The following is a 26,898-nucleotide window of genomic DNA, read 5'->3' as shown; positions in this document are numbered from 1 at the left end:
TTCAGTTCAGCCGATCCTTGGCCATTTCAGCATAGGCCTGAACCTTTATTCTTGCCATCGGTTGCCAAATCCCCATAAATCGGAGCCATCTTGGACGGTGCTCAAAGATGATGCGCCCAAGAATCATGCGCCCAAGCATCATGCGCTCAGGGACGATCGGCTGAGAAAGAATTGGGCGATGAAATTGATATTGATCAAGAATAATCTGCTCAGAAATTCAAAGGGGCGATCGAACCCGCTCGATCGCCCCTTAATTTGCTCGATGGATGCCGTCAACCCTTGAAAACAGCAACCGCCAGTGTTTTTCTATCGCATGTTGGTGCGTTGAATTAGCTCTTGGGCTTCTCGGCTGGGCGTGTAGCTGTAGCCAGCGGTTGAAGCGTTCGAGTCGTCCAGCAATTGCGGTGTGAGCAACACCACCAACTCCTTGCGCTCGTTGCGGCGATCGGTGCGGCGGAACAGAGACCCCAACAGCGGCAAGTCACCCAAAATCGGAATCTTGCGCACTTCGCTACGATCCGTGTCTTGAATAATGCCCGCCAGGACTAGGGTTTGGCCATCCCGAATCCGAATCGTGCCGGATGATAGCTTCCGCTCAGACAACAAAGTGGCAAAGGCATTATCTTCAAGGGCCCCAAACCGATCAACCGGGACTTTCAGCGAGGGCGAAACCGATAGGGTCACAAAACCATTGTCATCGATTCGATCGACTTGAATGCCCAAAACGAGGCCGGCCTTTTCCTTTTCAATGGTGAAAGTCGTGTTGCTCACACCATTGGAAACTTCCGTTTCCGCCTCCACGGTTCCCACCACTTCTTCAGTGAGTTCCACGTTGGCCACTTGCCCTTCCTGCACCACCAAGGTTGGATCGGTCAGAATTTTGGCATTTCCGTTAACCACAGACGCTTGGAGCTGAGCGAGGAAGTCGTTGGCGATGTTAAAACCATTGGGATTTTGGCCATTCACATCGCCTGAAATTGACAGGGGAACCGAAACGGGCCCAAACCCAACGGACTCGGGAGCCAGACTGGTGGAGTAGGGCGCGCCCCGATCGCTCCAGTTAATCACCCCGATGCCGCCCGTGTTGACGATGCGAGTACCGCCCACCCCAAAGGAGAAACTCGTACCCAGTCGATCGTTTTGCAGCAGGTTGATGTCAATCACCCGCACATTCACCACCACCTGACGCAGGCGGCTATCAATCCGCGACAACTGCTCAGAAGCCAGGGCAACCAAATCCCGCTGCCCCACCAAGGTGATGGTGTTGGTGCGCTGATCTACCGCAATTTGCAGGCCGCGGAGAATCGGAACCGAATCTTTCGGGTCATAGCGAAGCGGGTTAATGACCGTGCGCTCACTAGTGCGGGTTTGGGTCAAGGGAGCCGCTTGGACTTGCGCATCACCACCGCCCTGCTGCTGTTGCTCTGCCCCGATCCGCACAACCTCCGTTGTTCGCTCCGTGGCCGCCGTGGCACTTTCGGCCCCCAAAATCACCAAATAGCCAGCCGCTTCGTTGGCCCGCACTTGGTTGAGGCGCACGGAACGCATGGCCACATCCCGGGCCGCGTTGGGCAAACTGCGGCCCACAAAAATGGTGCGGCCATTGCGGCTGGCCTGAAGACCGCTAATCCGCAAGACGTAGTTAAAAACGTCCTGGGCCGATTCGTTTTCAATGTCGAGGCTAATCCGAGCATCGGCTCCGGTGGTGGGAGGCGTGCCGGGAGCGGTGGGGCTGCCGGGGGTGGGGCCAGCCGCGTTGTCGGCGAAGGCAATGTTCACGCCGCTGGCCCGGGCTAGCAGCGACAACACCTCGCGCACGGGGGCTTCTCGTAACACCAAACGGGGAATGATTTGGTTGCTGCCCAGGTTAATGGTGTAGGGCTGGATCGGCAGATCGGAAATGGCAATGTCGCCAACGGGTGGGGCGATCGCCCGGGGCATAGTGGGGGGAGCCACCGCCGGACTGAGCACGGCCGGTTGACCATCAATGGTGATGGTGGGGTTGGGAACCAGGACGTTGGGTGCGCCGTTGCCAACCGGCGAGCCGGTGTTGGCCGGTGTTTGGGCTACGGGACTGCCAGTATTGCTGGGGGTGCTTGGGGTGCTGGGGGTGGTCGTGCCGGCATAGCTCAGCAGAACGGCATTGTTGTTGCTGGGGCGAATGCGACCGGTGGGGCGAGCCGTGGTGCCACGTACCGTCACCTGGACGGTGCTGCCATCCAGTTGGGTCACTTCCACTGCTGCAATCCCGGGGGCTGGGTTGGCTCGGGTCACGTTGCCGCCGGGAACCACCAACCGCGCGCCGGCCACATGGGCAATCAGGCTGGTTCCTTGGGGAGGCAACAGGAACACCTGGGGTCGATCGACCGAATCGGTCACCAACTCCACATCCACGCCGCTGCCGCTGCCGCTGATCCGCACATCCAGCACGTTGGTTTCGGCCAAGGCGGGCTGCACGATCGCCACCGTTGCCAACCCACCCATCAGCGCTGCATTGCCCAAAATCCGCTCGTAGTTCACCGTTCGCTCCTCACTGCTGTTTTGTCGATCGTGGTTGTTGGGGTTAGGGAAAGGAAAATGGGTGTTCGCCAGGGCGATCGAGTCAGAACATCATGATGCTGCGGATCCCTCGGCCACCAATCTCGCGATTACTTTCTGGCGATTACTTGGGTGCTTCGCCCTCCGGTTTATCTGCGTTTTCGCCTGCTTTGTTGGCTTCGGCGGCGGCCTGTTGGGCCAACTCCCGAGCCGAGAGTGGTAGGAGCACCTTTAACGAAAAATTGGTTTGAATCCGAACCTGGGGCGCACCTTGGGCGACAAACTGCCCAGTTTTGTCATCAAACCGCACCGCCTGCTTGGAGAGTTTTAGCTCGGAGGTCAAATCATCGATCGCCAGCATTGACTGATAGCGCTCAAGGTTGCGCAGGATGTTGCCGGTGCGATCGTAGTCCGCCTCGAACCCCACCTTCAGCACCAGTTGCCGAATTTTGCTGTTGACCGCATCGCCCCAAGAGCCATCGGTGACCATCTCCTCCGATGGACTTTTGACCGGGACAGGTTCCAGCTTGGTGATTTGGCCAAACTGTTCGGAAACAATCCGGTTGAGATCCAGCGGCAGCACCGAAACCGTGGTGGGAGCGGGAAACAAAGCCAGCACTTGCTCTTGGGTGGCGCGGGCCCGCTGCAAATTGTCGAGGGTTTGCTGCACCTTGCGCTTTTCTTCGGCCACCTGCTCTAGGCGTTCTCGTTTGGTGGCCACATCCTCTTCAAGCTTTTTGTATTCTTCGTATTGGGGCATCACCACCTGAATCAGGAGCGCTACGCCGCCAATGACACCGACGGCGGCCACAACACCACCCAGGATGGTGGGTGTGAAGGTAATCCCAAAAACAACGGGATCGCTGGGTTCCGTGACCGCTTGCTGTGCGCTAAACGCCATTGTTGGTATTCTCCTTAGGCTCGCTGTCGCCGGCCGGTGGGGTGAGACCGGTGTTGGGGGTTTTGCCTTGTTCAGCCAAAATGCGGCGAATGGTTTCGATGCGCACCACAAGGCCGGAGGCTCCGTTGCGATCGAGCACCGGCAGCAACTCTTCAGCGGGCTTGGTCGTGTAAGCCGACTGAATCGTGTACTTAATGACCTTCGGCGCAACGATTCTAACTTGGCCACCGGCGGCCGCCGCAGTGGGCGGGGGCGCGGCTAGCACATAGGCAATGCCATCTTGCACCTCTTGGTTCGCCTGGACGATCTGGGCGGGGTTATCGATCGCCTGGCTGCCCACTAACTGGGTTTTAGCCGCATCCAAAAAGGGCGACTTTTGCAGCAGCAGCAAAAACTCGCCCACCCCTTCCAGGGAGTTGGCATAACCCTCGATCGTCAGGGTTTTCGGGGGACGAATGGGTTTGTTGGCCGCGGGCGCGGCGGCTGCGCCAGGGCTGGGTTTGGGGGTGCTGGCGGCGGCGGTGGCAGCGTTCTTGTCTTCGACCTCGCGGATGGCCGTCATCTGCACGCCCACCGGCAGTCGATCGCGCAAATCACCCAGCAGGGCAGACCAAGACTTCACGCGACTGAACACCCCCACCAAGCCTTGGGTGAGCTGATCGATCGCCTTCATCTCTGCTTCGGCCTGGGCCGCTTTGGCCAATTCCGCTTCCAATTCCTGCAAGTCTTTATTGAGTTCGGCTTGGCTCTGTTCCAAGGCGGCTTTTTGGAACTGGAGATAGCCCCAAAATCCACCGATGGCCGCCGGAACCGCCAAACCCACCATCACACCCAAAATCAGCGGCAACTTACTCGCCTGGGCGACAGCCGCACCCGCTGTTTTGCCGGCCCCGGCGGTTTGGTACTCGGGGCGATCCTTCAGGAAGTTGATGTTGAGACTATACATAGCGAGGGCAACAGTCGGGTGGCTCGGGGTTTGCAGTCTCGGGATTCAGCTCGGTCATCACCCGGGGCAGAAGGGCGGACGATCGATCAGGGGCGATCGGGCAGGGAGTCGATGGGTCAATTCAGAAGTTGAGCGGTTGAACCGACATTAACCAACAGGGGTAACAGCAACAACCCTTGCGAGTCAATGGCTGCGCGTCGGTGGCTACGTGCTAGGGCCCCCTATTCCCGGTCATCGAGTGCATTCCGCAGCCCCAACCCTAACACGACTCCCAAGCTGGCGCGTTGGGCTTCGGTGATGTCGCTGTCGGCCTCCAAACCCAAGGACTCGATCGGGTCAACCCGCATCACGGGCACGTTTAACCGTTGGGTAAAAAACTCATCAATTTCCCCGATCGCCGCGCCGGGCCCCGCCAACATCAACTGGGCAATTTCCAAATTTTCGCTTTGGTTGAGATAGAAATCGACCGATCGCCGCAACTCATCGGCCAACTCGCCCATCATTTTCACGATCGCCACCGAACCGGGACTCATGCCCGTTGTGCCCGAAGCGGCCCCCACGGCCTCGATTTGCGAAATGGGAATGGTCATCTCCATCAGCATGTCCGTGCTGCGGCTGGGGGGCGTGTTCATCGCCCGATTCAAAGCCTCTTGCATCTGTAATGTCCCGATCGGGACTGTCCGCGAAAACTGCGGCACGCCATCCACCACAATCGCAATTTCACTGCTATCAAACTGAATATCCACCAGCACCACGGCCTGATTGGAAGCATAGCCCCGGAGCTGTTCGCGGATGGTGCGAATGAGGGCAAAGCTGCTGATTTCTAAGGTCTTGATTCGTAGCCCCGCCTGCTCAAAGGTGTCCAGATAAGCATCAGTGACTTCTCGACGTGTGGCCACCAGCAACACTTGCACCTTTTCGATTCCATCTTCATCGGTGAAGTAGCCGAGTTTTTGATAGTCAACATCCGCTTCTTCCCGAGGAAAAGGCAGATAAAGACCCGCTTCCTGGTTCATGTATTGCCGCAGTTCATCATCATTGAGTTCCGCTGGTACGGGAATCAAACGAATCACGGTTTCGCGCCCCGGAATCGCCGTGGCCACTTCCTTGACCTTGACGCGGCTATCTTGAATGACCGCCTGAATGAGTTCGGCGGCGGCGGGGGGATCCACAATCGCTCCCTCTTCAATCACGCCTTCAGGAACTTCGACGGAAGAGAGGATATTGAGCTTGAATTTCTGGCCCTTTTTTTGGAGTTGAACCAGGTTAATTCGTTCGGGTGAAATTTCGATGCCGATGCCTTTTTTACCGCCTCCTAAGAGACTGCCGATCGCGTTGGTTAAGGGGGCAAACAAGTTTCCAGCAGCGTTCATAGTTGGGGACGGTTAGGAGACCCGAAAATGGCAGTCAAGGGGCCGATGGGCAACCATCAGGGATCCAAAATCAGGGGGATTGTTTGGCCCCAAATGGGTTGGCAGGCAGGGAATGGATGGCTCAAAAAGCCGAAAACGCTGATGGTTTCAGCACTACCATGGACTACGACGCATGGTATCCAATTTCGTTTAAGATCGCCATACCCGAGGGTAAAGAAATCTTGCTGGCCGTAGGTTTTCACGATTGACGGCGATCGGGAAATCGCCGCAAAATTCCGTGTAAATTCGGAGAGAGCACCATGGGGATGGCCAAGATGCAGCGGAGAGGGCAGCACGGAGGGTGGAGCCGTCGATCGTTCTTGCAGTTGGCTGGCGGCACGGCGATCGGGCTGGCGGCCTGTGGCCGATCGAATTCATCATCGGCGCTGCAATTTTGGACGATGCAGCTCCAGCCCAAATTCACGGACTATTTTCAGCGGGCGATCGGGGAGTTTGAATCGGCTCGATCGGGCCTGCGGGTGAATTGGCTCGATGTGCCCTGGGCCGCCATGGAAAGCAAAATTCTGACGGCGGTGGCGGCCCGCCAGGCTCCGGATGTGGTGAATTTGAACCCCAGCTTTGCCTCTCGGCTGGCGGCACGCGGGGCTTGGCTGACCTTGGGCGATCGGGTGCCTGCGGCCGTTCAAAGGCGCTACTTGCCCAATATCTGGCAAGCGAACGCGATCGGGGGCGAACCCTTTGGCGTGCCTTGGTATTTGACCACCAAGGTGACGATTTATAACCGATCGCTCCTGGAACGGGCCGGGATCGATCGGCCACCCGCCACCTACGAAGACTTGGCGGAGTTGGCCCAACGGGTGCGCGAAAAAACTGGCAAATACGGCTTTTTCATCACCTTTGCTCCCAATGATTCGGCTGAGGTGCTGGAAGCTTTGGTGCAAATGGGGGTGACCTTGGTGGACGATCGGGGGCGGGCCGCCTTTGAGTCGGCCGCCGGGCGAGCCGCCGTGAACTACTGGGTTAACCTGTTTCGGCGGGGCTGGTTACCCCCGGAAGCCCTCACCCAAGGCCACCGTCGCGGCATTGAGCTATATCAGGCGGGAGAATCGGCCCTGGTTGGTTCCAGTCCTGAATTTTTGAATGCGATCGCCACCAATGCCCCCTCGATCGCGGCCCTGTCGGCGGCGGCTCCCCAAGTGGTCGGTTCCTCCGGGGTGCGCAGTGTGGCCGTGATGAATCTCACCATTCCCAAAAAATCCCCCCGAGCCGAAGCGGCCGTCGATTTTGCCCTGTTTTTAACGGACGATCGCCACCAACTCAGCTTTGCCCAGGCTGCCAACGTGTTGCCCTCCACCCAAGGCGCTCTGGCCAGCTTGCGGGCTAGCCTGGCCCAGGCCACACGCCAAGGTAACTCCAGCGCGATCGACCAAGCCCGCAAAATTGCCGCCGACCAACTGACCAGCGCCCGCGTGTTGCTGCCCCCAATTAAAAACCTGAAGGATCTTCAGCAAATTTTGTATGAAAACATCCAAGGCGCGTTGCTAGACGAAAAAAGCGTTGATCAAGCCCTGCGGGATGCGGCGATCGAGTGGAATCGTTTAGCCCCCAGCTAGGTAGATTCCCAAATATCAAAAGGGACAGCACCACACAGGGCTGTCCCTTTCATCGGTCTTGGTCGAAAATTGGGGTTGCGATCGATACCGCACCGGTTTGCGATCAAACACCTCACCCGTGGCAAGGGGCGATCGAGCGATAGGAACTGGCGCGGCCTGAGATTGCCCAATCTCCATAGCCAACCAGGAAACTACTTTTGACCCAACACCTGACCCTTCAGGGTTGCAATCTTGCTGGAGAGTTCCTGACGGTTTTCGGCCCGCAGCAGGTAGCGATAAATGAACCAACCGGTGTAGGTGGCCCCAATCAGCTCGAACGTGGGCGACAGCAGCGGGATCTCGTTGATTGCACCCAACAGGGCCAACAGGATCTTCACTGAAATCAGCGCGAAAACAATCAGAGCGACGGTGACTACGGGCTGACGGTATTCGCCATAGAACTTGCCGATGTATTCCGGCAGTTTGGCCAAAAAGTCAGAAACTTGGTCAAGGATTTGCTGAAACTCAGCGTTGCTTGCTTCTTCGCTACTGGCCGGGGCTAGCGAACCGCCTTTTTCGGCACTTACGGAGCCAGCGTCGGCATAGTCAGATTTTTGCAGTTCGGGTTCCATTGTTCACGACCGATATACAGCGTTTCGATAGTAGACTGCTGCCGCAAAGGGGGACTGTCCGATCAAAACATCCGATGGGAACAGTTGTTTTGGGGGGACAGCTCACGGTTTACGCAGTCAGTCCGGTGTGTGGTGGGTTGGGCTGGAGCGAGGGGCATTCCCGATCGAGCGATCGTGGTTTAGCTAGGAAAATACCCTAGACTCTTCAGAACTGCAATCCTGGGACGATCGCCCGGCGAGGGGCCTGCCGAAAGTCTAACCAAGCTAGCACGGCCGATGAATATCGGTAGATGGAAGTTTTGTTGAGCAGGGCGAAACCATGAGTGAACCAATGGAACAACGGGGACTGGCTTCTCAATCCCGATCAACCCGATCGGCCGTTTTGCGAATTTTGGATGCCAACCTCGATCGGGCCCGGGAAGGCCTGCGGATTGTGGAGGAATGGTGTCGGTTTGGCCTAGAAAGTGCCGAACTCACCGAGCAGTGCAAAGCCATGCGCCACGAGTTGGCCCAATGGCACAGCGATGAAATGCGATCGGCCCGCAACACCCCCGCTGATCCCGGCACAACCCTGACCCACAGTAACGAAGAGACCCGATCGAGCATTCAGGCCGTTTTGCAGGCCAATCTGTGCCGAGTGCAGGAAGCCCTCCGCTCGATCGAGGAATATGGCAAGCTGCTATCCCCCGAGCTATCCCAAGCTTGCAAGCAACTGCGCTACCAAACTTACAGCCTAGAGAGCCGTTTGCAGGGACGGAACCGCCACCAACAATTGGCAGCCGCCCGGCTTTATTTGGTCACCTCACCCCATGAATACCTCTTTGAGGTGGTGGAAGAGGCCCTCAAGGGGGGGCTGTCCCTCGTGCAATATCGCGACAAAAACGAGGACGATGGGCGGCGCTTGGCCAATGCCCAACGACTTTGCGACTTGTGCCATCACTACGGGGCGCTGTTTTTGGTGAACGATCGGGTTGATGTGGCGATCGCCGTCGGGGCCGATGGGGTTCACCTGGGTCAGCAGGATTTTCCCCTGGAAGCGGCCCGGCAGATTTTGGGGCCCGAATATCTCATTGGCTGCTCCACCACCAACCCGACTGAAATGGAGCGGGCCCTGCGAGGTGGTGCTGATTACATCGGTGTGGGCCCCGTCTATGAAACCCCCACCAAAGCGGGCAAGGCGGCCGCTGGGTTGGAGTATGTGGCCTTTGCGGCGGAAAAGTCGCCGGTTCCCTGGTTTGCGATCGGGGGCATTGATGCCCAAAACTTGCCGGCCGTTTTGGAAGCCGGTGCGCAACGGGTGGCCGTGGTGCGGGCCCTGATGGCCGCAGAGCAACCCAAACAAGTCACTCAATATTTACTGTCCCAACTTTACGCCCGATAACTTCGCGTCCTTTAACTTCGCGCCTTTTAACTCCAAGCCCTTGAGTCCTTTGGGCAGGACGGGGGCACAACCCGATCTCCGGGACTGTTGCCCCAATTGCAGCAAACTTTCCACATATCCAGACCCTTTGAGCCGTTTTTGAGCCGTTTTGGAGGATCCTTCATGAGTGAGCTATCCAGTTCAACCATTGCCTTGCAGGTGAATGGCGAAGCCCGCCACTGTGCTCCTGGCACGCAGCTCCCGGATTTTTTGACACAATTGGGACTAAATCCGCGCTTGGTGGCTGTGGAATATAACGGTGAAATCTTGCATCGGCAGTTCTGGGAGCGCACCACGCTACAGGGGGGCGATCGGCTGGAGATTGTCACGATCGTGGGTGGCGGCTAAGGGTGGGGCTAGGGGTTTAGCCCCCTTGTCTGTCAGGTAGGCGGGCCGACAATCTGGAGATGGAGTCGTCGGAATTGCCCGATCGGGCCTGATCGGGATGGATTACCCACCGATACCCAAACCATCAAAGGCGGATGATTTTGAAGCGGATGATTTTGAAGGATTGCGACTCGGGAAATTGCAATTCAGGCAATTGGGATCTAGGGCAATAACGATTCAGCTCGGTTTAGGTCGATTTAGGTTGATTGCCCATCAGGTTGATTGCCCATCAGGTTGATTGCTCACCGATCGCTACTGATCGTCCAGTGATCACCTACCTGATTGCTCACCGATCACCTAAACCGATCGTGCGATGGGGCGCGATCGCAAAAAAAAGCTCCCCACCCGAAGGCGGAGAGCTGAGATATCGTCAGGGTGCATCTACCTGTCTTTTCCCTTCGCAGAACCATACGGTTGATCCGGAGAAGCTGACGAAAAAAATTTTAGCTAGTTTGGTTTTTGATTGTTCTTATTTACTTTCCGCTTGTTCGCTTTCCTTTTGTTCGCTTTTTTCCATTGCCACCCTATGGCTGTCTGATTTTTGGCTGTCTGATTGTTCGCCCGCTGTAGCGCCCTTGTCCTATGCCGACTTCCGTGATCGCCAAAGCCGTCTTGGAATTTCACCTGTCGATTACGCCGTTGGGTGGGGACGATCGGGTGTTGATTCGCACGGAGCGAGCGCCTAAGGGAGTGATGTTGGCAGAGGAGCAAGCCATTTGGCCGATCGGGGAATGGTTGGTGCAGGCGGAACGGTTGATGGCGGATCCTCTGTGGGATCTGTTTCGCACGGAGCCAGCAACCGATGAGCGCCTGGCCAGTCTGGTGGCCTTGGGAGAACAGCTATACAGCGCTCTATTTCAAGGCTCCATTCGCGATCGATGGATTTCTGCCCAAAGCGTGGCCGATAGCCAAGATGCGGCACTGCATTTGCGGTTGGGACTGCGGGGCGATCGATTGCTGCAATTGCCCTGGGAAGCGCTCTATGGCGATGGGCGACTGTTGACCACGGGCACGGACATCACCTTTTCTCGCTATCGATCTCAGTTTGGCCGCTCCGGTAGCTTTGATGCGCGGCGGTTGACCCTGCGCCGTTCAGACTCATTGCGAATTTTGGTGGCCCTGGCGGCTCCCGACGACCAAGCGGCCTTGGCCGTGGAGCAAGAAGTGGGGCGGTTGCGCCAAGAGCTGCAACAAACCACCGCCCACATGGAAATTGATGTGCTGGATCAGCCCGATCGGGAACAACTCACCCACGCCCTCGAACAGGGGCAATACCATGTTTTTCACTACGCCGGCCACAGTGACCCGGGCCCCGATGGGGGCAGTTTGCACTTGGTGAATCGGCGCACGGGCCTGGCGGAACCCTTGGCGGGCAACGACCTGGCGGGGCTGTTGGTGAATAACGGCGTGTGGCTGGCTTTTTTGAATTCTTGTCGGGGCAGCGACTCGCCGGTTTATCGATCGGATGCGCCGGAAACCGATGCGGACACGTTGGCGGCGGCCCTAATGCGGCGCGGTGTGCCGGGGGTGCTGGCCATGTCGGAGCAAATTCCCGACGATGTGGCGATTACTCTGATGCAGTTGTTTTATCGCAACCTGCGTCCAGACTATTCCCTAGATTTAGCTACCAGTCGAATGCGTCAGGGGTTGGTTTCCACCTATGGTTCGGCGCAGTTCTATTGGGCCTTGCCCATTTTGTATTTGCATCCCGATTTTGACGGGCTGCTATTTGCGGCGGGTGTACCCATCTCGCTGCCGGGGCGATCGCCCTTAATTCCCAACGGTGAGCCACTGCCCACCACGCCCCGATCGCCCGATGAGTCGGGGTTGCGGCCCCCAATGCCCCTCAAGGGTCTGGCGGATGAGCAGCTAGCGGATGATCAGTGGGCTGACCAAACCATGGCGGTGAATCTGGAGGAACTGGTGGCGCGATCGCCCTCAGATGCCTCAAGGGGTGATCACCCGGCAGCGAGCCAGGGTGGCTCCAATCATCAAAAGGGCCAAGAGGGTCAGGGGCATTTATTTTCTGCGGCCTCCTCATCCGCTGCGGCCTCATCCCCTGCGGCTCCATCGGCGGATCGATCGCACCCTCGGTTTGACCTGGGATCCGCCGACGCGGACAACGCTGCCCGATCGGGGGCTGCCAAGGCCGTCACAGTGCCCCAATCTTGGTTAGTGGCCGGAGCCTTGGCCGTGCTGTTGGGGGCGGGCGGGTTGTGGTGGACGGGGGCCCGATCGGGAACCCAATCGCAGCCAACGCCCCAACCCACCGCCCCGATCGCCCAATCCCTGAATCCGCCAAACGACTGGAACAACACCGACACGGAAACAGTGCAGGCGATCGCCCTGCAAGCCTTGCGCCAAAAGCAACTCCCCACCGCTGTTCAGGCGATCGAAGCCCTGCTGGCCCCCAACCGCAACGCCGCCGCCATTGCTCGGGACGTGCTGCAAACCCTCCCCAACAGCCAAGACACCGCCGAAACCCTCTTCTTGCGCGGGCGGGTGACCTGGCAACTGGCACGCCAACAGCAACCGGACTACAGCTTCAACGATGCCCAGCGGTTTTGGGAGCTGGCCATTCAACAAAACCCCAATGATCCGCGCTATCACCTGGCCTTAGGGTTTGCGCATTTTCAGACCCAAACCCTCGATCGGGCTGAGCAAGCCTTTGCCGAATCCCTGAACCTCTCCCAAACGGCTGACGGAGCCATCCTCAGCGATAACCTGGCCCTCACCGCCCAAGCCGGACTCGCACTGGTGGCCCAGGCCCGGGCCCAACAAAACAACGACTCCGCAGCCCTGCAACAGGCCATTCGCTACCGTGATCAGGTACAAGCCAATGCTGGCAGCCAGTTTCAGCCCCCCGTTTTGGCGCAAAATTGGCTCTGGACAGAGTTGGCCCTCAGTCAATGGCAGCAACTACTCAGCCGATCGTAATCTTTTGAAATCTTGCCATTTGCCCCGATCGAGCGACCCCAAAACCGGGACCAGATCTCCCCTTTGTTGGCCAGAGTTTGGCTCCGTTGGCTTGCGCTGTGCCCCTTTGCCCCGTTTTCTCGATCCCAATGCTCGATCGCCTTTGCTACGAACCGTAACGTTAATTACGAAAATTCATAAGATCCCAAAGTATTTGCAAAGTTCTAGCTATACCTTTCCTGATATATTTTTTTTGGGCAATTCGGCTACAACTTCGCGAGAGTGCAGCCCGTTGGCGGTATCGTCTCGACCGTCACCTTTGAAGAAACTGCTTCTCTCGGATTTCTAGCTGCTTGATCGCTCGTCTAAGCGCCGATTCATCGAAAATAATGCAATTTGCATAATGCGGTTCGCATTCCTCGGTTTGCGAAGCTCCAAGATCTAAGGGGCTTCGCAAGATTCTGCTGTGAAGACGCTGTTGATCTCTCAATCGCCCACCACTTTCGCCGACCCTCGATCGACGAAGCAGTTCTTAGGAAGGGACGTTATGGCTTACGCACAGACGCAATCAAAAGCTGGCTACGACGCTGGCGTAAAAGACTACAAGCTGACCTATTACACGCCGGACTACACGCCGAAAGATACTGATATTTTGGCTGCGTTCCGCATGACCCCGCAACCGGGCGTTCCCCCGGAAGAAGCTGGGGCAGCCGTGGCCGCTGAGTCCTCGACTGGGACTTGGACCACTGTGTGGACTGACCTGCTGACCGACCTCGATCGCTACAAGGGTCGTTGCTACGATCTAGAGCCGGTTCCCGGTGAAGACAACCAATACATTGCCTACATCGCCTATCCCCTGGATCTGTTCGAAGAAGGCTCCGTTACCAACCTGCTGACCTCGCTGGTGGGTAACGTTTTCGGCTTTAAGGCCCTGAAAGCGCTGCGTCTGGAAGACTTGCGGATTCCCGTCGCTTACCTGAAGACCTTCCAAGGCCCCCCGCACGGGATCCAAGTAGAGCGCGATCGGATCAACAAGTACGGTCGTCCCCTGCTGGGTTGCACCATCAAACCCAAACTGGGTCTGTCGGCGAAGAACTACGGTCGTGCAGTGTACGAATGTCTGCGCGGCGGTCTGGACTTCACCAAAGACGACGAAAACATCAACTCGCAGCCCTTCCAACGTTGGCGCGATCGCTTCTTGTTTGTGGCTGATGCCATTCACAAGGCGCAAGCGGAAACCGGCGAAATCAAGGGTCACTACCTGAACGTGACCGCTGCCACCTGCGAAGAAATGCTGAAGCGGGCCGAGTACGCCAAAGAACTCGAAATGCCCATCATCATGCATGACTTCTTGACGGCTGGCTTCACCGCCAACACCACCCTGTCGCACTGGTGCCGTAACAACGGCGTGCTGCTGCACATCCACCGCGCTATGCACGCGGTAATCGACCGTCAAAAGAACCACGGGATCCACTTCCGCGTGCTGTCGAAGTGCTTGCGGATGTCCGGTGGTGACCACATCCACACCGGTACGGTGGTCGGTAAGCTGGAAGGCGACCAAGCCGTGACCCTGGGCTTTGTGGACTTGCTGCGCGAAAACTACATCGAGCAAGACCGCAGCCGTGGGATCTACTTCACCCAAGACTGGGCTTCGATGCCGGGCGTGATGGCCGTGGCTTCGGGTGGTATCCACGTTTGGCACATGCCCGCACTGGTTGACATCTTCGGCGATGACGCGGTGCTGCAATTCGGCGGTGGTACGCTGGGTCACCCCTGGGGTAATGCTCCGGGTGCAACGGCCAACCGCGTGGCTCTGGAAGCTTGCGTCCAAGCCCGTAACGAAGGCCGCAACCTGCTGCGTGAAGGCGGCGACATCCTGCGTGAGGCTGCTCGTTGGTCTCCTGACCTGGCTGTGGCCCTGGAACTGTGGAAGGAAATCAAGTTCGAGTTCGAGGCGGTTGATACCGTCTGATGATGCGGCGAGCCGGTTGATTGGCCGATCGAGGGGGAAGCTGCGCACCGATGGAAATCGGTCAGCCGGTAGCGGTTTCTGAAGCTGCGATCGTCTAGCATCGTGAGAACGTTGGGCGATCGCGGAGGCTGCGTATGGATCTCAAGCAAATTGCCAAGGATACGGCCAAAACGCTGCAAAGCTATTTGACCTACCAGGCAATGCGGACTGTCCTCGCGCAACTACATGAAACTAATCCCCCCAAGGCGGTTTGGCTGCATCGGTTTTCGGCGGAGAGCAACTTGCAAGATGGGGAAGCCTATTTGCAATCCCTGCTGACTGTTGATCCGGATTTGGCCTTTCGTCTGATGACGGTGCGTGATGAGTTGGTCAGTGATGTGACTGACTATTTGCCGGAGATGGTGCGTGAAGGGGTTCAAAAGTCCAATGGCCATCTCCGTCGCCAGCACCTCGAACGGCTAACACAACTGGTTTTGGCTGAGGAACCCGATCGACTCCTGGAATCGGAGCGGCGATCGGGTGACCACTCGATCGATGATTAATTCCACTCCTGGAATTAGCCACGGGATGAGTGAATCGCATTCGAATTGCATTCGTTGAAGTTTTTTCTCTTCGCCCCGTTTGGAGACAACTGGCATGAAGACTCTGCCCAAAGAGCGTCGTTTTGAGACCTTCTCGTATCTGCCTCCCCTCAGCGACCAACAGATCGCCAAGCAAATCCAGTACATGATCGACCAGGGCTACATCCCCGGTGTTGAGTTCAACGAGAACTCGGATCCCGAGGTGTACTACTGGACGATGTGGAAGTTGCCTCTGTTCAACGCGCGTTCGGTGCAAGAAGTGTTGACCGAAGTGCAAGCTTGCCGCTCGGAATATGGCAACTGCTACATCCGTGTTGTGGGCTTCGACAACATCAAGCAGTGCCAATCGGTGGGCTTCATTGTGCACCGTCCTAACCTGAGCCGCTACTAAGTCGCGGTGGGAGCTAGCTAGCGCGATCGAGATCGTTAGCGGCTAAAGTGGTCATTTTGAATCAGCAACAGGGGTGAGGTTGACTCGCCCCTGTTTGTTTTTCTGCGGGTTTTTTCCGTAATCCCGCCGATTGGCAGGGCATACTGAGAACAGGCTTGAAGGCGAATACCGGTCAATCGCTCACGGATGCTACGGATGCTGGGTCTATGGTGGAAATGAAGGTTGCGGGAATTGCATTGGATGCGGCGAGCCGCACGCCGATCGTGTTGCTTCGAGATACGGCCGATCGGCGTGCCCTCCCGATCTACATTGGGCCGGATCAAGCCAAGGCGATCATCAGTGCCATGGAGGATCGGCCACCGCCACGCCCGCTCACCCATGATTTGATGGCGAATCTGCTCCAGGCTTGGGAAATGACCCTGGAGAAGGTGATTGTCCATTCGCTGCAAGATGGCACGTTCTATGCGGTGCTCTGTGTACGGCAAGGGGATGTGCAAAAGGATATTGATGCGCGTCCAAGCGACGCGATCGCCCTGGCCCTGCGCACCGATAGCCCCATTTGGGTGATGGAGGAGGTGATTGCCGATGCTTCGGTGCCGGTCGATCGGGACGCGGACGAGGCCGAGCAAGCCGCTTTTCGGGACTTTCTTGCCAATTTACGCCCGGAGGACTTCTCGGAGCGGGGCAATCGTTTCCAGGGCGAGCCGACTAGCGAATCGGAGAGTTAGGACGACAGAAGCTGACGCGGCTGTAAAGGGCGAAGGCGGCATCTTCGCGCATGGGCTGGGCGTTGCGGCGAGGAACAGGGATTTGGGGATTGAGCCGATCGAGCAATTCTCGGTAATCCAAGGCTGTTTCCGCAAAACCGGTGAACCGATCAAACACCCGGGCGATCGGGGTTTGTTGAGCCACAAAGGTCACGAGGGCGTTCCATTGGGTGCGCCGGGTGGGGCGACCGTCATCCAATTCCTGCACAAAGGAGTTGGGCGAAAATCCCATGGGTGCAAAGGCCACACCCCGATCGAACTGATAGGCACTTTCACAAAGGCGCAAAATGCAGCCCCGATCGGGTAAATGCAAATCCACAAGAGGAACCCAATCTTGGGTTTGATCTCGGCGCACAATTTGGCCGCGTGCATTCAAATCAATCACCGATTCCACCACGGGCACGGCTCCTAACACGCGCTGGCTCACCTCTGCCCACCGAAAAGCCAAGGTTCCCAACTGGTGTCGATCGTTTTCGCAAATCACGATCGGGTCTGGATCAACGGATTGAAAATGCTTGATGGTGAAAGTTTTGACGGCTTGTACCGCTTTTTCATCCACACAAAAGCAGGGAATTTGGTGCGATTGGAGGGCTTCCGCATAGACTTGCAGTTCTCCCAAGAGGCCGGTGCGATAGAGTCGCCAATCGCGGCTGGGCAACTGCATCCGGGCGGTGTAGGGATCTAAGTCAAAAATGCGGGCAAATTGTTTCGCCGCTTCCGGGCGATCGTCCGAGGCGATCGGCTCCAAAATTAAAATGCCGTGGGCTGGTTTTGGGAGTCGATCGCCCTGGTTCGTGCCTTGATGGGTAGCTTGGCTGGCGGCGGCTCGGGCTTGGGTAATGGCGGCTTGGCGTTGGGTGCGATCGGCCGTTTCTAAGCGCTGCAACCCCTGGCGAGCTTGGGCCAAAATCTTGGGATTGGGGTTGGTTGTGTTTTTTAGCAGCTCTCGATAAATGGGTTCCGCCACCGTCGGCCGCCCCGCCAGCTCATGGAGCCGCGCCGCATAGAGTTGCACCCAAGGATCGCGTGGGTGGCTGGTGAGCAGTGGATTCAGCAACCGGGCGGCGGTGCGATAGTCCTTGTTTTTAAAGGCTTCGATCACGCGATCGATTTCGGGAGGACGACTCATGGGCGATCGAACCTACGATGGCCGTTGCAGCAAGGGATGGGGGAACTAAACTCAACTCAATTCAACCAAACCCAAAAATCTAGATCCCAAAAACCTAGATCCCAAAAATCTAGATCCCAAACTAGACGCTAACAACGATTCAAGGGGAAGGAATTGTGATGATGGATCCAAGCATGGCACAGGTATGGCGGCGGTTGCGAGTGGCGATCCTCGGCGCTGTAATTGGCGCGATCGGAACCGGAGCCATGGTTTGCCCGCAGTCGCCGGCCGCCGCCCTCACTCAGCCCCACCGGGCCGAGACCCAACCGGAGCGCCCCCCAATGCCACCCCGAATGCCACCCCGAACGCCACCCCGGATGCGTTCACCCGTGGAATTGACCGAAAATCAGGTTCGATCGCGCTTGGAAGGGCTGCTGGCCGCCATCAAAAACCAAGATATTGAGGCGATCGTCAGCTTCTATGCACCTAATGCGGCAATTCGGGCAACGGTGAACCTCGCCGGAGGATCTCAAATGATTCGGCTTGACGGTCGCCAACAAATTCGAGATTTGCTGGAGCTAGCCTATCCCCAAATGCGCATGACCGCCGTTCGCTACGAAGATTTGGTGATTGAGATTTCGCCCGATCGCTCCCAAGCGGTGGTGACCTGCACCCTGTTTCAGTCAGCGCTGGCTCGCGATCAGCCCCTGAACAGTGTGGCGAATCAGCGGTTGGTGTTTCGCGTCATTGATCAAGAAATTCTGATTACCGAAGATATTTCTGAGGAAACGAGTCGTAGCTTTCCCAAAAATTAATTCCAACCTAGCGACCCTGTGGGAAATTCGTGACCGGGAAAATTACCTAAAAATTCCCGAAAATTCCCGCGCTGAAAACCGGAAACTCCTTGGAAAATATTGATCAAGACTCAGCAGAATTCTGAGAGCGTGGGGCGCGGCTGTCATGACTCATGATGTGCAAATCCACTGACTGCTCCGTTAGGAGATTCATCAATCGGTAGGTTAAAGAGCCGCGCAGCAATAATTGCCACCGCGATCGACGGGTTTCGCCCAGCACAATTTGTGTAATTCGATAATCTCGGGCCACTTTGGCGATCGCCTGGGGAATGTTGGAGGCTTGAACTTGTAAAAACTCCCCCCCAAACTCCTCACAAAGTCGCTGACAGCCCTCAATTTGGAGCGCTTCGCTTTTGCTTAAAAACCGATCGGGCGGACAAACAAATAAGCCATACAAGGGCGCATTCATATAGCTCGCCAAACGCGCTGCCCGTCGTAATAGGCGCATCGATCCTTCATAGGTCGAAACACAGACCAATACGCGCTCGTGAATGTTACAAAATGGAGTGCTGGGATCTTGGTCAATCGCCTGTTCTTCAACATTGTCGGCCACTTCCCGCAAGGCCAGTTCTCGCAGAGCAATCAGGTGGCGACGTTGAAAGAAATTGGTCAACGCTTGGGGAATTTTATCCAGGGCATAAACCTTCCCATCCTGTAGGCGTTCTTCTAAGGTTTCAGGGGTGACATCAATCACCACCACCTCATTCGCTTCCTCAAGAATTCGATCGGGCACGCGCTCTCGAATCACCACACCGGTAATTTGAGTCACGAGATCATTGAGGCTTTCTAAATGCTGAATATTCAGCGTGGAAAACACATCAATTCCCGCCGCCAAAATCAGCTCCACATCTTGATAGCGTTTGGGGCGATCGCTCGTGGGCACATTCGTATGGGCCAGCTCATCAATTAACACCAACTGGGGCTGGCGATCGCAAATGGCGGCCACATCCATTTCCGGCAGCAATCGATTTTGATAAGCAATTTGGGCGGGGGGAACCACCTCCAATCCGATCGCTTTGTCGGCGGTTTCTTTGCGGCCATGGGTTTCCAATAACCCAATCACCACATCCACGCCCTCTGCTTTTAATTGCTGGCCTTCTTCCAACATGCGGTAAGTTTTGCCAACACCGGGAGCCATGCCGATAAAGACTTTATGTTTACCGCGTTTGGGAATATGCATGAGCCGATCGCCCTTTGAAACTGACTGCGCCCCTAGGGATTAGCCGATCGCCCATTGCCGGGTTTCGCCTTGTTGTTCAAGATGCTGTCGAGGGTCTGCCCCGGTGGCAAATCCGTGAAGACCCGATCGCCCGGTTTAATGCCTTGGAGCACCTGCACCTGATTACCCAAGGTGGGGCCCAAAACCACCGCGCGAAACTCCGGCTTTTGGGTGGCATTGGGGACTAAAACGCCCGTGCGCCCGCGATCGGTCACCACGGCCACCGTCGGCACAACCACGGCTTGGGGCAGGCGATCGCCCACAAAGACCAAATCCACATTCATGCCCGATCGCAACACCTCCTGCCCTGACAGAATCGCCACGCGCACTTCAAAGGAGGTGACATCGCGCTCCCGAATCGCTTCCGGAGCCACCAGCTTCACCCGTCCCCGAAAGACCCGATCGGGATAGGCATCGGCCGTAATTTCCACCGTTTGCCCCAACTTGATTTGCCCAATGTCCACTTCCGGAACCCGCGCCAACACCTCCAACCCGCTGGCCAGAGCCGCGATCGAGGTGGAAGTTGCTCCACTGCCGGAGGAAGCGGACGTGGTGGGAGTCACGAAGGAGCCGGGTTCCGCATACTTTTGGGAAATGAATCCGGCAAAGGGCGCACGCACCACGGTGTCATTCAATTGCGTTTGGATCAGGGCCATTTGGGCGCGGGCCTCGGCCACATCGGCCCGGGCGGCGGCGATGTCCTCAATCCGGGAACCGTTCCGAATTCGATCGCGCCCCTTTTGGGATTCCACCAACGCCGCCTTGGCTCGATCGACATCCGCCTTGGCGCTGCGGGCCTCTTGCTCAAACCCATCCAGGCGATCACGCTCAATCACTCCCGCTTCCGCCAGCGATCGGTTGCGTTCCAGCCGTTCCCGCGCCAAATCCAGCCGCGCCTGGGCACTCACCACATCCGCGCGCGATCGATTAACGCGAGCTTCCGCCTCGGCAATTTCTTCCGGTCGGTTGCCGGTTTGGGCCTCCGCCAGCCTTGCCTGGGCCCGCGCCAAGCCGGCCTGGGCCCGCGCCAGTTGCGCCCGCAGTTCCGCATCATCCATCCGGGCAATCACTTGGCCCTTTTGCACCGCATCTCCCTGCTCCACATACAACTCCAGCAGTCGCCCGGAGGTTTTGGGACTCAGGTTCACGGTTTGGATCGGGCGGATAGTGCCGCTTGCATCAATCTTGACCGTCAAATTAGCGGAGGTGACCGGAACGGTCAGCTTGGCCAAGGGATCAACCGCCGGATCCGCTGGCTTGCGCAATTGCCACAGACCCCAACCGGCGGCCCCCAAGATGGCCGTAGCTGCCACCCCAAACAAAGGCCAAAACAAACGGCGCGATCGCTGCTCCCATTGGTTCAGCTCCTGGAGTGCCGAGGGTGAGGCTGGGGGGGCAGATCCAGAGTCCGAATCAGCAGCCGGGGCACTTGATGGAGATCGCTGGGCCGTGCCCGATCGACCCGCATTCGATCGCTGGGTATCAGGCTGAGACTCAAGTTGCACAGGTTGCTACTCAGAACGCGCTAACTATATTCATTATGAAAGGGATTGGGCGAACTGCGGAAGCCGCCGCCCGGCGAAATCTCCACACCCGGCGATCGCCCCAGCGGCCTCCCGATCGTCCCCAGTTTTTGCCCCCAGCGTCGCTCAAGATCCCGCCCTAACCGGGCCAAGCGCTTCCTCAAAAAAATTTAAAAAAATTTTGGGCTGCCTATTGGGAATTTTCGATCCTTGTGCTATTGTTATCTCCCGTGGTGGAAGCGGGTCGATGCCCGAGTGGTTAATGGGGACGGACTGTAAATCCGTTGGCTATGCCTACGCTGGTTCAAATCCAGCTCGGCCCACCACCCCGCCTCTGTAGCTCAGTGGTAGAGCGCACCCTTGGTAAGGGTGAGGTCACGAGTTCAATCCTCGTCAGAGGCTCTTTTGATCAGCTCATCAAAATTTTTGAGCTTCGATTGTCAACCCCTATTCAATCCCTATAGCGAATTGAGCGCACCAGTTATGGCAGCGTCTAACTTCGATTGGCTCCATCGCGGAACCGCCGATATTTTTCCCAACCAACCCGACTCAGCGGATCCGACCCAGAACCTAGAGCGGTTGTTGGCCACGACCGATCGCCCCTTGCGCGTCAAGCTCGGCATTGACCCCACCGGCAGCGATATTCACCTGGGGCACAGCATTCCCGTCCGCAAATTGCGCGCTTTCCAGGATGCGGGCCACACCGCTGTTCTGATTATTGGCGATTTCACCGCTCGCATTGGCGACCCCACCGGTAAATCGGAAGTGCGCAAGCAACTGACCGAAGCGCAAGTGCAAGCCAACGCGGAAACCTATTTGGAACAGGTGCGATCGATCCTGGATTTTGAAACGCCTGGCCGCCTGGAGGTGCGCTACAACTCCGAGTGGTTAGCCAAGCTGGACTTAGGCAAAATCCTGGAACTCCTCAGCACCATGACCGTTGGCCAAATGTTGGCCAAGGAAGGATTTGCAGAGCGCTATCAGCAGGAAAGCCCCATCTTTTTGCATGAATTTCTTTATCCGTTGATGCAGGGCTACGACTCCGTGGCCGTGCGGGCGGATGTGGAACTGGGTGGCACAGACCAAAAGTTCAACCTAGCCGTAGGGCGAGATTTGCAGCGCCACTTTGGTCAAAAACCGCAATTTGGATTGCTCACGCCCATTTTGATCGGGACAGATGGGGTGCAAAAAATGTCCAAATCCTTGGGGAACTATGTGGCCCTGCGAGAAGACCCGCTCACCATGTATTCCAAGCTGGAAAAGGTGGCCGATGCGCAACTGGAAACCTACTTTGAACTGATGACGGATTTACCGTTGGATCAGTTGCCCGAAAATCCCCGCGATCGCCAGAAATTGTTGGCCCTGGAAATTACCCAACAAATCCATGGCGAGGCGATCGCCCTGCAAGCCCAAAAAGATGCCATGAATTTGGTGTCGGGCGGTGGCGGTGCGGAAAATGTACCGGAATTTTCCTTGGCGCAGGTGGAATTTCCGGCTCCAATTTTCTATCTTTTGAGTGCCACAAAGTTATGCACCACCAGTAGCGAAGCCCGTCGCCAAATTCAAGGGGGCGGTGTGAAACTGGATGGCGAAAAGCTGGCGGATGTGAACCAAAAGTTTGAATCGGCGGCGGATTTGTTGGGCAAAGTGCTGCAAGTGGGAAAAAAGAAATTTGTGCGATTAGTCGCTTAGGAACAGCCCAAAGCCTAGTAGCGCGACAGGCTTAATATATTGGGTCAACGTTGCGGAGCCAGTCGTGGTAACAAGGGGCTTAAGCCCCTTGCTGCTTAACGATCAGGTGACGGTAACAGCCATATCATTTAACCCAGCGAATTAAGGCAGCCACGCTACTAGCCTGAGAGTTGATTGCCCCTGGCAACCAACAAAATTCGATTGTTATGCGGAGCCAGTCGTGGTAACAAGGGGCTTAAGCCCCTTGCTGCTTAACGATCAGGTGATGGCAACAGCCATATCATTTAACCCAGCGAATTAAGGCAGCCACGCTACTAGCCTGAGAGTTGATTGCCCCTGGCAACCAACAAAATTCGATTGTTATACTGGCTGGTCGGGCTAGCCTCAAAATGGTTACTCAAGCCAGCCTGGCAAGGTTGGGCAAAGTAATGCTGGGCTGGGCAATGCTGGGCTAGGGCTAATCAACAATTGGTGATTCCCATGTTTAAGAGTTTGGCTTCGGATGCCTTGGGTCTCAGTGATATTGGGGTGGTGATTCGTCCCCAGGATTACGGCAAGGTTGATGCGGACGACTACATCATCAATGAAGAAGGCGAGAAAATCTATTTTTTGATTAAGTCCAAGATGGATGAATATTGCTTCACCAACTTGGCCCTAATCCATGTGGATGGCACATCGGCTGTCAGCAAAAAACGCACTTTGCGGCGCTTTAACTATGCCCACCATGCCATTTCCCATGTGACTTTGGAAACGGCGGGAACGCTCGATCGGGATGTGGAAATTAAGTTTTCCATGGGCAGCCAGCATTACTCGATCGATGTGGCCAAAGTCCATATTCACGAACTCAAGGACTTGTATAAGGCCCTGCTGAAAATTGCCTTGATTCAGCAGGAAAATACTGCGTTCCACGGCTATGCACAAACCAGTTTGAACACGGCGGCCACCACCATCAGTCGATCGACCAGCACTTCAACGGCCGAAGAGCAATTCAAGGCAATTAACCAATACGCATTCAATTGGTTAAAGCTGGCCCATGAGTCCTATGTACGCAAGGATTTTGGGGAAGTTTTCGAGAAGTTTATTAATAACTAGTCACTCGCGGCTAACTTCTTGCGGGTTTGTCGCCTAATCTTCTTCAATTCGGTAACCCAAATCGGCCAGGCGAGCGGGCGATCGCCGCCATTTGGGTTGCAGCTTCACGTACAACTCCAGGTAAACCTTGCCATCAATTAACTTTTGAATTTGTTCGCGGGCTGCCGTGCCGATCGCCTTCAGCATGGAACCACCTTTGCCGATCAAGATTGCCTTTTGGCTGGCCCGTTCAATGTGAATGGTGGCTAATACGCGGGTAATTTTCGGGGTTTCCTCTACCCGATCGATTTCCACCGCCACGGAATGGGGAATTTCGTCCCGGGCATGGAGCAAAATTTGCTCGCGAATTAGTTCGCCCATAATGAATCGTTCGGGGCGATCGGTCACCAATTCCGGGGGGTAATAAAACGGGCCCGGCGGCAGTCGATCGATCAGCGCCTGCAATAGGTCTTCTGTCCCTTCGCTCTGGAGCGCCGAAAACCGCACGATCGGCCAACCCCGATCGGCCGCCAGGGCCGCGTAGGACGCTTCCACCGTCGGATCCGTTTGCAGATCAATTTTGTTCAGCCCCAAAACCACCGGCACGGGTGCTTGGGCCAGCCACTCGGCCACGAAGCGATCGCCCCCGCCTGCTTCCACCGACCCATCGACCACAAACAGCAGCAAATCCGCCGAATGGATGGCCATGCGTGCATTGGCCACCAACACTTTGCCCAATTCGTGGTGGGGCTTATGAATGCCGGGCGTGTCTACAAACACAATTTGTGCATCATCCCGGGTCAGGATGCCCCGCAGTCGGTTGCGAGTGGTTTGGGCGATCGGGGAGACAATGGCTACTTTTTGCCCCACCAAACCATTCATCAGCGTGGACTTGCCCACATTTGGCCGCCCCACAATTCCCACAAAGCCCGATCGAAAATCGTCGGGAGCCGTCGGAATTCCCAAGTTCAGCGCCTCTAGCATTTCATCCAACGAGTTGGCCACAGCGGCGCGATCGTCCGTTGGCTGGGAATGCTGTTCAATGCTCATAGGGTTGCGACTGACGATGTGGGAAATGGTGTTGGAGAAGATGGCAGGACAAGCCGTTCAAAAGTTTTCAGCCCACGGTGAAATCCATGGTGAAGCCGATTGCCGAGTTGATTGCCGAGCCGATTGTGCAGCCAATCACTAAGCAACTTGTTAAACAAATTGTGAAACCAACTGTTAAAACGGATCGGCGATCGGGCGGCAGGTAGCGGATTTGGGGCGATCGCTTCGGGATCGAAATGGGGCAATATGGCCAAGGTAGCCTCGGCAACCGCTTGACCACGGCCAATCCATGGCCCCGTCAAGATTCTAACCCGCCCTTGCCGTTGGGTCTTCCCACCCTTGCGTTAGGACAACTATTCGTCAACCCCCGCATGACCGAGCCATCCCTCTTGCCTTCTCCCACAAACCCCGCTGACGATCCGCTTGAGGATCCCCTTGCCAAGGTGCGGGCCCAGTTCGATCGCGCCCCCTATCCCCGCATTCCGCTCGATCGCTTACCGGCCGAAACCCATACCTACTGGCACGATTTCCGCACCGCCTACTATCGTCGCAACCAAAAAATTGCCAACACCGAAGGGCGGTTGATGCTGGATGTGGGCTGTGGCAGTGGATACGGCGTGTTGAGCATGGCTTTGGCCAACCCCGGTGCGCGTATTGTGGGGGTGGACTTGTCGCCCGCTTCCGTGGACTTGGCCCAAAAGCGCTTGGAGCATCATGGATTGGGCGATCGCGTGGAATTTCATGCATTGGCAATGGAAGAATTGCCGCAATTAGGCATGGAATTTGACTACATTAACTGCGATGAATTGCTATATCTGCAACCGGATCCTGCCGATGGGTTGGCGGCCATGAAAGCCGTCTTGAAACCCGATGGCATTATTCGTTCCAATCTCCATAGTCTTTATCAGCGATTTGACTATTTCAAGGCCCAAAGCTTGGCTCACCTGATTGGGTTGATGGATGACAATCCGGGTGAGCTGGAAATGGGAATTCTGACCGAATTGATGGAGTCTTTGAAGGATACAACACTCCTGAAAATGCGAATTTGGGATTCTGGGAAAATGAAGGATGAACAGCGGGTGATGATGAACCTGTTGTTCCAGCGCGATCGGGGATTTACTATTCCGCAGCTTTTTGACTATATCGATCGCTCCGGTCTGGAATTCATTAGCATGACCGATTGGCAGTCCTGGGAAGTGACGGATCTGTTCAAAGACCCAGAGAATATGCCCATTTCGATCGCTTTTGGATTGGCGGAAGCGCCGATTTCCGATCAACTACACTTTTTTGATTTGATTCGATCGAACCATCGACTTTTAGATTTCTGGTGTGGTCATCCTGACGCGGCGCAACCCTGGACAGCCCTCAGCGATTGGGAACCAGAAGATTGGCATCAATCCCGAGCCGCGCTTCACCCGCAGTTAGATACGCCAGAATTTGCCGCAGATCTCAAAAATGTGGTTTTAAAGGGCACTGATTTAAAGTTGAGTCAACACCTGTCTCTGAACTGGGGTTGGGAGTCGGTCAGCAGCGCGATCGCTCTTGGGTTGTTGCCCCTGTTGGAAGGGACGAAAACCTTTACGGAACTCGCAGATTCGCTGCAACAATTGAGTCCTGTGGATCCCGTAACCTTGGAACCCATTGCGCGATCGGAAGTGGAAGCAGCCTTGCGTTATCTGCTCTCGGAATTGGGTCAAGCGGGTTATTTATTGGTTGAACTTGCCTGAATTGAACTTGCCTGAATTGAACTTGCCTGAATTGAACTGAATTACTTGGTGAATTGAACTGACGAATTGACGAATTAACTTGACTTGGCGCGAATTTTGTGAAAATTCACGAGAACTCGAACGGAGTAAAGCCAAATTAATCTGAGTCAAATCAAATTCAAACCAAACTCAAGCCAAACTCAAGTCAAATTCAAGTCAAGCCAGATTGAATCAAATTGAATCGAATTGATTGATTTCG

At 56.2% G+C, this 26,898-nt stretch carries 22 protein-coding genes and 2 tRNA genes; 14 read left to right on the top strand and 10 right to left on the bottom strand.

Annotated elements, in window-relative coordinates:
- Nucleotides 1-306: 306 nt before the first annotated feature.
- From H6G53_RS08965 to pilM, 4 genes are all read right to left on the bottom strand, one after another.
- Complete coding sequence (locus H6G53_RS08965) at nt 307-2,520, bottom strand: type IV pilus secretin family protein (protein WP_199309190.1); 2,214 nt, start codon at nt 2,518-2,520, stop codon at nt 307-309.
- Nucleotides 2,521-2,662: 142 nt separating this feature from the next.
- A complete protein-coding gene (locus tag H6G53_RS08960; protein WP_099534313.1) occupies nt 2,663-3,439 on the bottom strand; it encodes a hypothetical protein in 777 nt (258 codons plus the stop codon).
- Complete coding sequence (locus H6G53_RS08955; RefSeq protein WP_190532161.1) at nt 3,429-4,385, bottom strand: PilN domain-containing protein; 957 nt, start codon at nt 4,383-4,385, stop codon at nt 3,429-3,431. The genes H6G53_RS08960 and H6G53_RS08955 overlap by 11 nt, the downstream gene beginning before the upstream one ends.
- Nucleotides 4,386-4,606: 221 nt before the next feature.
- Entirely contained in the window at nt 4,607-5,758 is a 1,152-nt protein-coding gene (gene pilM / locus H6G53_RS08950) for a type IV pilus assembly protein PilM (protein WP_099534315.1), read from the bottom strand.
- Between the two features lie 299 nt (nt 5,759-6,057).
- Here pilM and H6G53_RS08945 point away from each other — a divergent pair, with 299 nt between their 5' ends.
- The gene (locus H6G53_RS08945; protein WP_190354567.1) at nt 6,058-7,371 is read left to right on the top strand and encodes an ABC transporter substrate-binding protein; all 1,314 of its coding nucleotides are present in this window, start codon (nt 6,058-6,060) and stop codon (nt 7,369-7,371) included.
- 191 nt (nt 7,372-7,562) lie between these two features.
- Here H6G53_RS08945 and H6G53_RS08940 read toward each other — a convergent pair whose 3' ends face one another.
- Nucleotides 7,563-7,982 (bottom strand): CAAD domain-containing protein, encoded by a 420-nt coding sequence (locus H6G53_RS08940; protein WP_099534318.1) that lies wholly within the window; start codon nt 7,980-7,982, stop codon nt 7,563-7,565.
- Between the two features lie 331 nt (nt 7,983-8,313).
- On the opposite strand from H6G53_RS08940, the gene H6G53_RS08935 reads away from it, so the two are divergent.
- The 7 genes from H6G53_RS08935 to H6G53_RS08905 all read left to right on the top strand — a co-directional run bounded on the left by H6G53_RS08935 (nt 8,314) and on the right by H6G53_RS08905 (nt 16,377).
- Nucleotides 8,314-9,363, top strand: a complete 1,050-nt coding sequence (locus tag H6G53_RS08935; RefSeq protein WP_199309195.1) for a thiamine phosphate synthase — start codon at nt 8,314-8,316, stop codon at nt 9,361-9,363.
- Between the two features lie 162 nt (nt 9,364-9,525).
- Nucleotides 9,526-9,750 (top strand): sulfur carrier protein ThiS, encoded by a 225-nt coding sequence (thiS, locus tag H6G53_RS08930; protein ID WP_190354566.1) that lies wholly within the window; start codon nt 9,526-9,528, stop codon nt 9,748-9,750.
- Nucleotides 9,751-10,371: 621 nt separating this feature from the next.
- Nucleotides 10,372-12,726 (top strand): CHAT domain-containing protein, encoded by a 2,355-nt coding sequence (locus H6G53_RS08925; protein ID WP_190354565.1) that lies wholly within the window; start codon nt 10,372-10,374, stop codon nt 12,724-12,726.
- Between the two features lie 526 nt (nt 12,727-13,252).
- The gene (locus tag H6G53_RS08920) at nt 13,253-14,677 is read left to right on the top strand and encodes a form I ribulose bisphosphate carboxylase large subunit (protein WP_099534321.1); all 1,425 of its coding nucleotides are present in this window, start codon (nt 13,253-13,255) and stop codon (nt 14,675-14,677) included.
- A 134-nt stretch (nt 14,678-14,811) separates the two neighbouring features.
- Nucleotides 14,812-15,219 carry a chaperonin family protein RbcX gene (locus H6G53_RS08915; protein ID WP_099534322.1) on the top strand — a complete coding sequence of 136 codons (408 nt, stop codon included), beginning with the start codon at nt 14,812-14,814 and terminating at the stop codon, nt 15,217-15,219.
- 94 nt (nt 15,220-15,313) lie between these two features.
- Nucleotides 15,314-15,649, top strand: a complete 336-nt coding sequence (locus tag H6G53_RS08910) for a ribulose bisphosphate carboxylase small subunit (protein WP_099534326.1) — start codon at nt 15,314-15,316, stop codon at nt 15,647-15,649.
- 206 nt (nt 15,650-15,855) lie between these two features.
- A complete protein-coding gene (locus H6G53_RS08905; protein ID WP_099534323.1) occupies nt 15,856-16,377 on the top strand; it encodes a bifunctional nuclease family protein in 522 nt (173 codons plus the stop codon).
- On the opposite strand, the gene H6G53_RS08900 is transcribed toward H6G53_RS08905, so the two are convergent.
- Nucleotides 16,358-17,545 carry a tol-pal system YbgF family protein gene (locus H6G53_RS08900; protein ID WP_190532155.1) on the bottom strand — a complete coding sequence of 396 codons (1,188 nt, stop codon included), beginning with the start codon at nt 17,543-17,545 and terminating at the stop codon, nt 16,358-16,360. The genes H6G53_RS08905 and H6G53_RS08900 overlap by 20 nt on opposite strands.
- A gap of 173 nt (nt 17,546-17,718) precedes the next feature.
- Between H6G53_RS08900 and H6G53_RS08895 the strand changes: the two genes are divergently transcribed.
- Nucleotides 17,719-18,339 carry a nuclear transport factor 2 family protein gene (locus H6G53_RS08895; protein ID WP_190532152.1) on the top strand — a complete coding sequence of 207 codons (621 nt, stop codon included), beginning with the start codon at nt 17,719-17,721 and terminating at the stop codon, nt 18,337-18,339.
- 103 nt (nt 18,340-18,442) lie between these two features.
- On the opposite strand, the gene H6G53_RS08890 is transcribed toward H6G53_RS08895, so the two are convergent.
- From H6G53_RS08890 to H6G53_RS08880, 3 genes are read right to left on the bottom strand one after another with little or no spacing between them, the layout of a single operon-like run.
- Nucleotides 18,443-19,558, bottom strand: coding sequence for a universal stress protein (locus H6G53_RS08890; protein ID WP_099532953.1), 1,116 nt, complete (start codon nt 19,556-19,558; stop codon nt 18,443-18,445).
- 32 nt (nt 19,559-19,590) lie between these two features.
- Nucleotides 19,591-21,102 carry an HlyD family secretion protein gene (locus tag H6G53_RS08885; RefSeq protein WP_234406830.1) on the bottom strand — a complete coding sequence of 504 codons (1,512 nt, stop codon included), beginning with the start codon at nt 21,100-21,102 and terminating at the stop codon, nt 19,591-19,593.
- Nucleotides 21,103-21,122: 20 nt separating this feature from the next.
- On the bottom strand, nt 21,123-21,272 hold the full coding sequence (locus tag H6G53_RS08880) for a hypothetical protein (RefSeq protein WP_190532149.1): 150 nt from the start codon (nt 21,270-21,272) through the stop codon (nt 21,123-21,125).
- Between the two features lie 89 nt (nt 21,273-21,361).
- On the opposite strand from H6G53_RS08880, the gene H6G53_RS08875 reads away from it, so the two are divergent.
- From H6G53_RS08875 to H6G53_RS08860, 4 genes are all read left to right on the top strand, one after another.
- Nucleotides 21,362-21,446, top strand: a tRNA-Tyr gene (locus H6G53_RS08875).
- Nucleotides 21,447-21,450: 4 nt separating this feature from the next.
- Nucleotides 21,451-21,522: transfer RNA gene (locus H6G53_RS08870), tRNA-Thr, on the top strand.
- Nucleotides 21,523-21,603: 81 nt separating this feature from the next.
- On the top strand, nt 21,604-22,812 hold the full coding sequence (tyrS, locus tag H6G53_RS08865; protein ID WP_190532146.1) for a tyrosine--tRNA ligase: 1,209 nt from the start codon (nt 21,604-21,606) through the stop codon (nt 22,810-22,812).
- Between the two features lie 480 nt (nt 22,813-23,292).
- Nucleotides 23,293-23,904: a PH domain-containing protein gene (locus tag H6G53_RS08860; RefSeq protein ID WP_099532952.1), complete on the top strand. Its 612-nt coding sequence runs from the start codon at nt 23,293-23,295 to the stop codon at nt 23,902-23,904.
- A gap of 33 nt (nt 23,905-23,937) precedes the next feature.
- Here H6G53_RS08860 and era read toward each other — a convergent pair whose 3' ends face one another.
- Entirely contained in the window at nt 23,938-24,867 is a 930-nt protein-coding gene (gene era, locus H6G53_RS08855) for a GTPase Era (RefSeq protein WP_190532385.1), read from the bottom strand.
- Between the two features lie 437 nt (nt 24,868-25,304).
- On the opposite strand from era, the gene H6G53_RS08850 reads away from it, so the two are divergent.
- Nucleotides 25,305-26,660 (top strand): bifunctional 2-polyprenyl-6-hydroxyphenol methylase/3-demethylubiquinol 3-O-methyltransferase UbiG, encoded by a 1,356-nt coding sequence (locus tag H6G53_RS08850; protein WP_190532143.1) that lies wholly within the window; start codon nt 25,305-25,307, stop codon nt 26,658-26,660.
- Nucleotides 26,661-26,898 lie beyond the last annotated feature (238 nt).

Source organism: Limnothrix sp. FACHB-406, from assembly GCF_014698235.1.
Taxonomy (GTDB): Bacteria; Cyanobacteriota; Cyanobacteriia; order CACIAM-69d; family CACIAM-69d; genus CACIAM-69d.
Note: the sequence above shows the minus strand (reverse complement) of the source record. Positions and strands in the feature narration are given on the sequence as shown.

Bases quoted from the DNA above. Each gene is read 5' to 3' on its own strand.
- H6G53_RS08960 (WP_099534313.1), bottom strand. From the start codon at position 3,439: ATGGCGTTTAGCGCACAGCAAGCGGTCACGGAACCCAGCGATCCCGTT.
- H6G53_RS08955 (WP_190532161.1), bottom strand. From the start codon at position 4,385: ATGTATAGTCTCAACATCAACTTCCTGAAGGATCGCCCCGAGTACCAA.
- pilM (WP_099534315.1), bottom strand. From the start codon at position 5,758: ATGAACGCTGCTGGAAACTTGTTTGCCCCCTTAACCAACGCGATCGGC.
- H6G53_RS08945 (WP_190354567.1), top strand. From the start codon at position 6,058: ATGGGGATGGCCAAGATGCAGCGGAGAGGGCAGCACGGAGGGTGGAGC.
- H6G53_RS08940 (WP_099534318.1), bottom strand. From the start codon at position 7,982: ATGGAACCCGAACTGCAAAAATCTGACTATGCCGACGCTGGCTCCGTA.
- H6G53_RS08935 (WP_199309195.1), top strand. From the start codon at position 8,314: ATGGAACAACGGGGACTGGCTTCTCAATCCCGATCAACCCGATCGGCC.
- thiS (WP_190354566.1), top strand. From the start codon at position 9,526: ATGAGTGAGCTATCCAGTTCAACCATTGCCTTGCAGGTGAATGGCGAA.
- H6G53_RS08925 (WP_190354565.1), top strand. From the start codon at position 10,372: ATGCCGACTTCCGTGATCGCCAAAGCCGTCTTGGAATTTCACCTGTCG.
- H6G53_RS08920 (WP_099534321.1), top strand. From the start codon at position 13,253: ATGGCTTACGCACAGACGCAATCAAAAGCTGGCTACGACGCTGGCGTA.
- H6G53_RS08915 (WP_099534322.1), top strand. From the start codon at position 14,812: ATGGATCTCAAGCAAATTGCCAAGGATACGGCCAAAACGCTGCAAAGC.
- H6G53_RS08910 (WP_099534326.1), top strand. From the start codon at position 15,314: ATGAAGACTCTGCCCAAAGAGCGTCGTTTTGAGACCTTCTCGTATCTG.
- H6G53_RS08905 (WP_099534323.1), top strand. From the start codon at position 15,856: ATGGTGGAAATGAAGGTTGCGGGAATTGCATTGGATGCGGCGAGCCGC.
- H6G53_RS08900 (WP_190532155.1), bottom strand. From the start codon at position 17,545: ATGAGTCGTCCTCCCGAAATCGATCGCGTGATCGAAGCCTTTAAAAAC.
- H6G53_RS08895 (WP_190532152.1), top strand. From the start codon at position 17,719: ATGGCACAGGTATGGCGGCGGTTGCGAGTGGCGATCCTCGGCGCTGTA.
- H6G53_RS08890 (WP_099532953.1), bottom strand. From the start codon at position 19,558: ATGCATATTCCCAAACGCGGTAAACATAAAGTCTTTATCGGCATGGCT.
- tyrS (WP_190532146.1), top strand. From the start codon at position 21,604: ATGGCAGCGTCTAACTTCGATTGGCTCCATCGCGGAACCGCCGATATT.
- H6G53_RS08860 (WP_099532952.1), top strand. From the start codon at position 23,293: ATGTTTAAGAGTTTGGCTTCGGATGCCTTGGGTCTCAGTGATATTGGG.
- era (WP_190532385.1), bottom strand. From the start codon at position 24,867: ATGCTAGAGGCGCTGAACTTGGGAATTCCGACGGCTCCCGACGATTTT.
- H6G53_RS08850 (WP_190532143.1), top strand. From the start codon at position 25,305: ATGACCGAGCCATCCCTCTTGCCTTCTCCCACAAACCCCGCTGACGAT.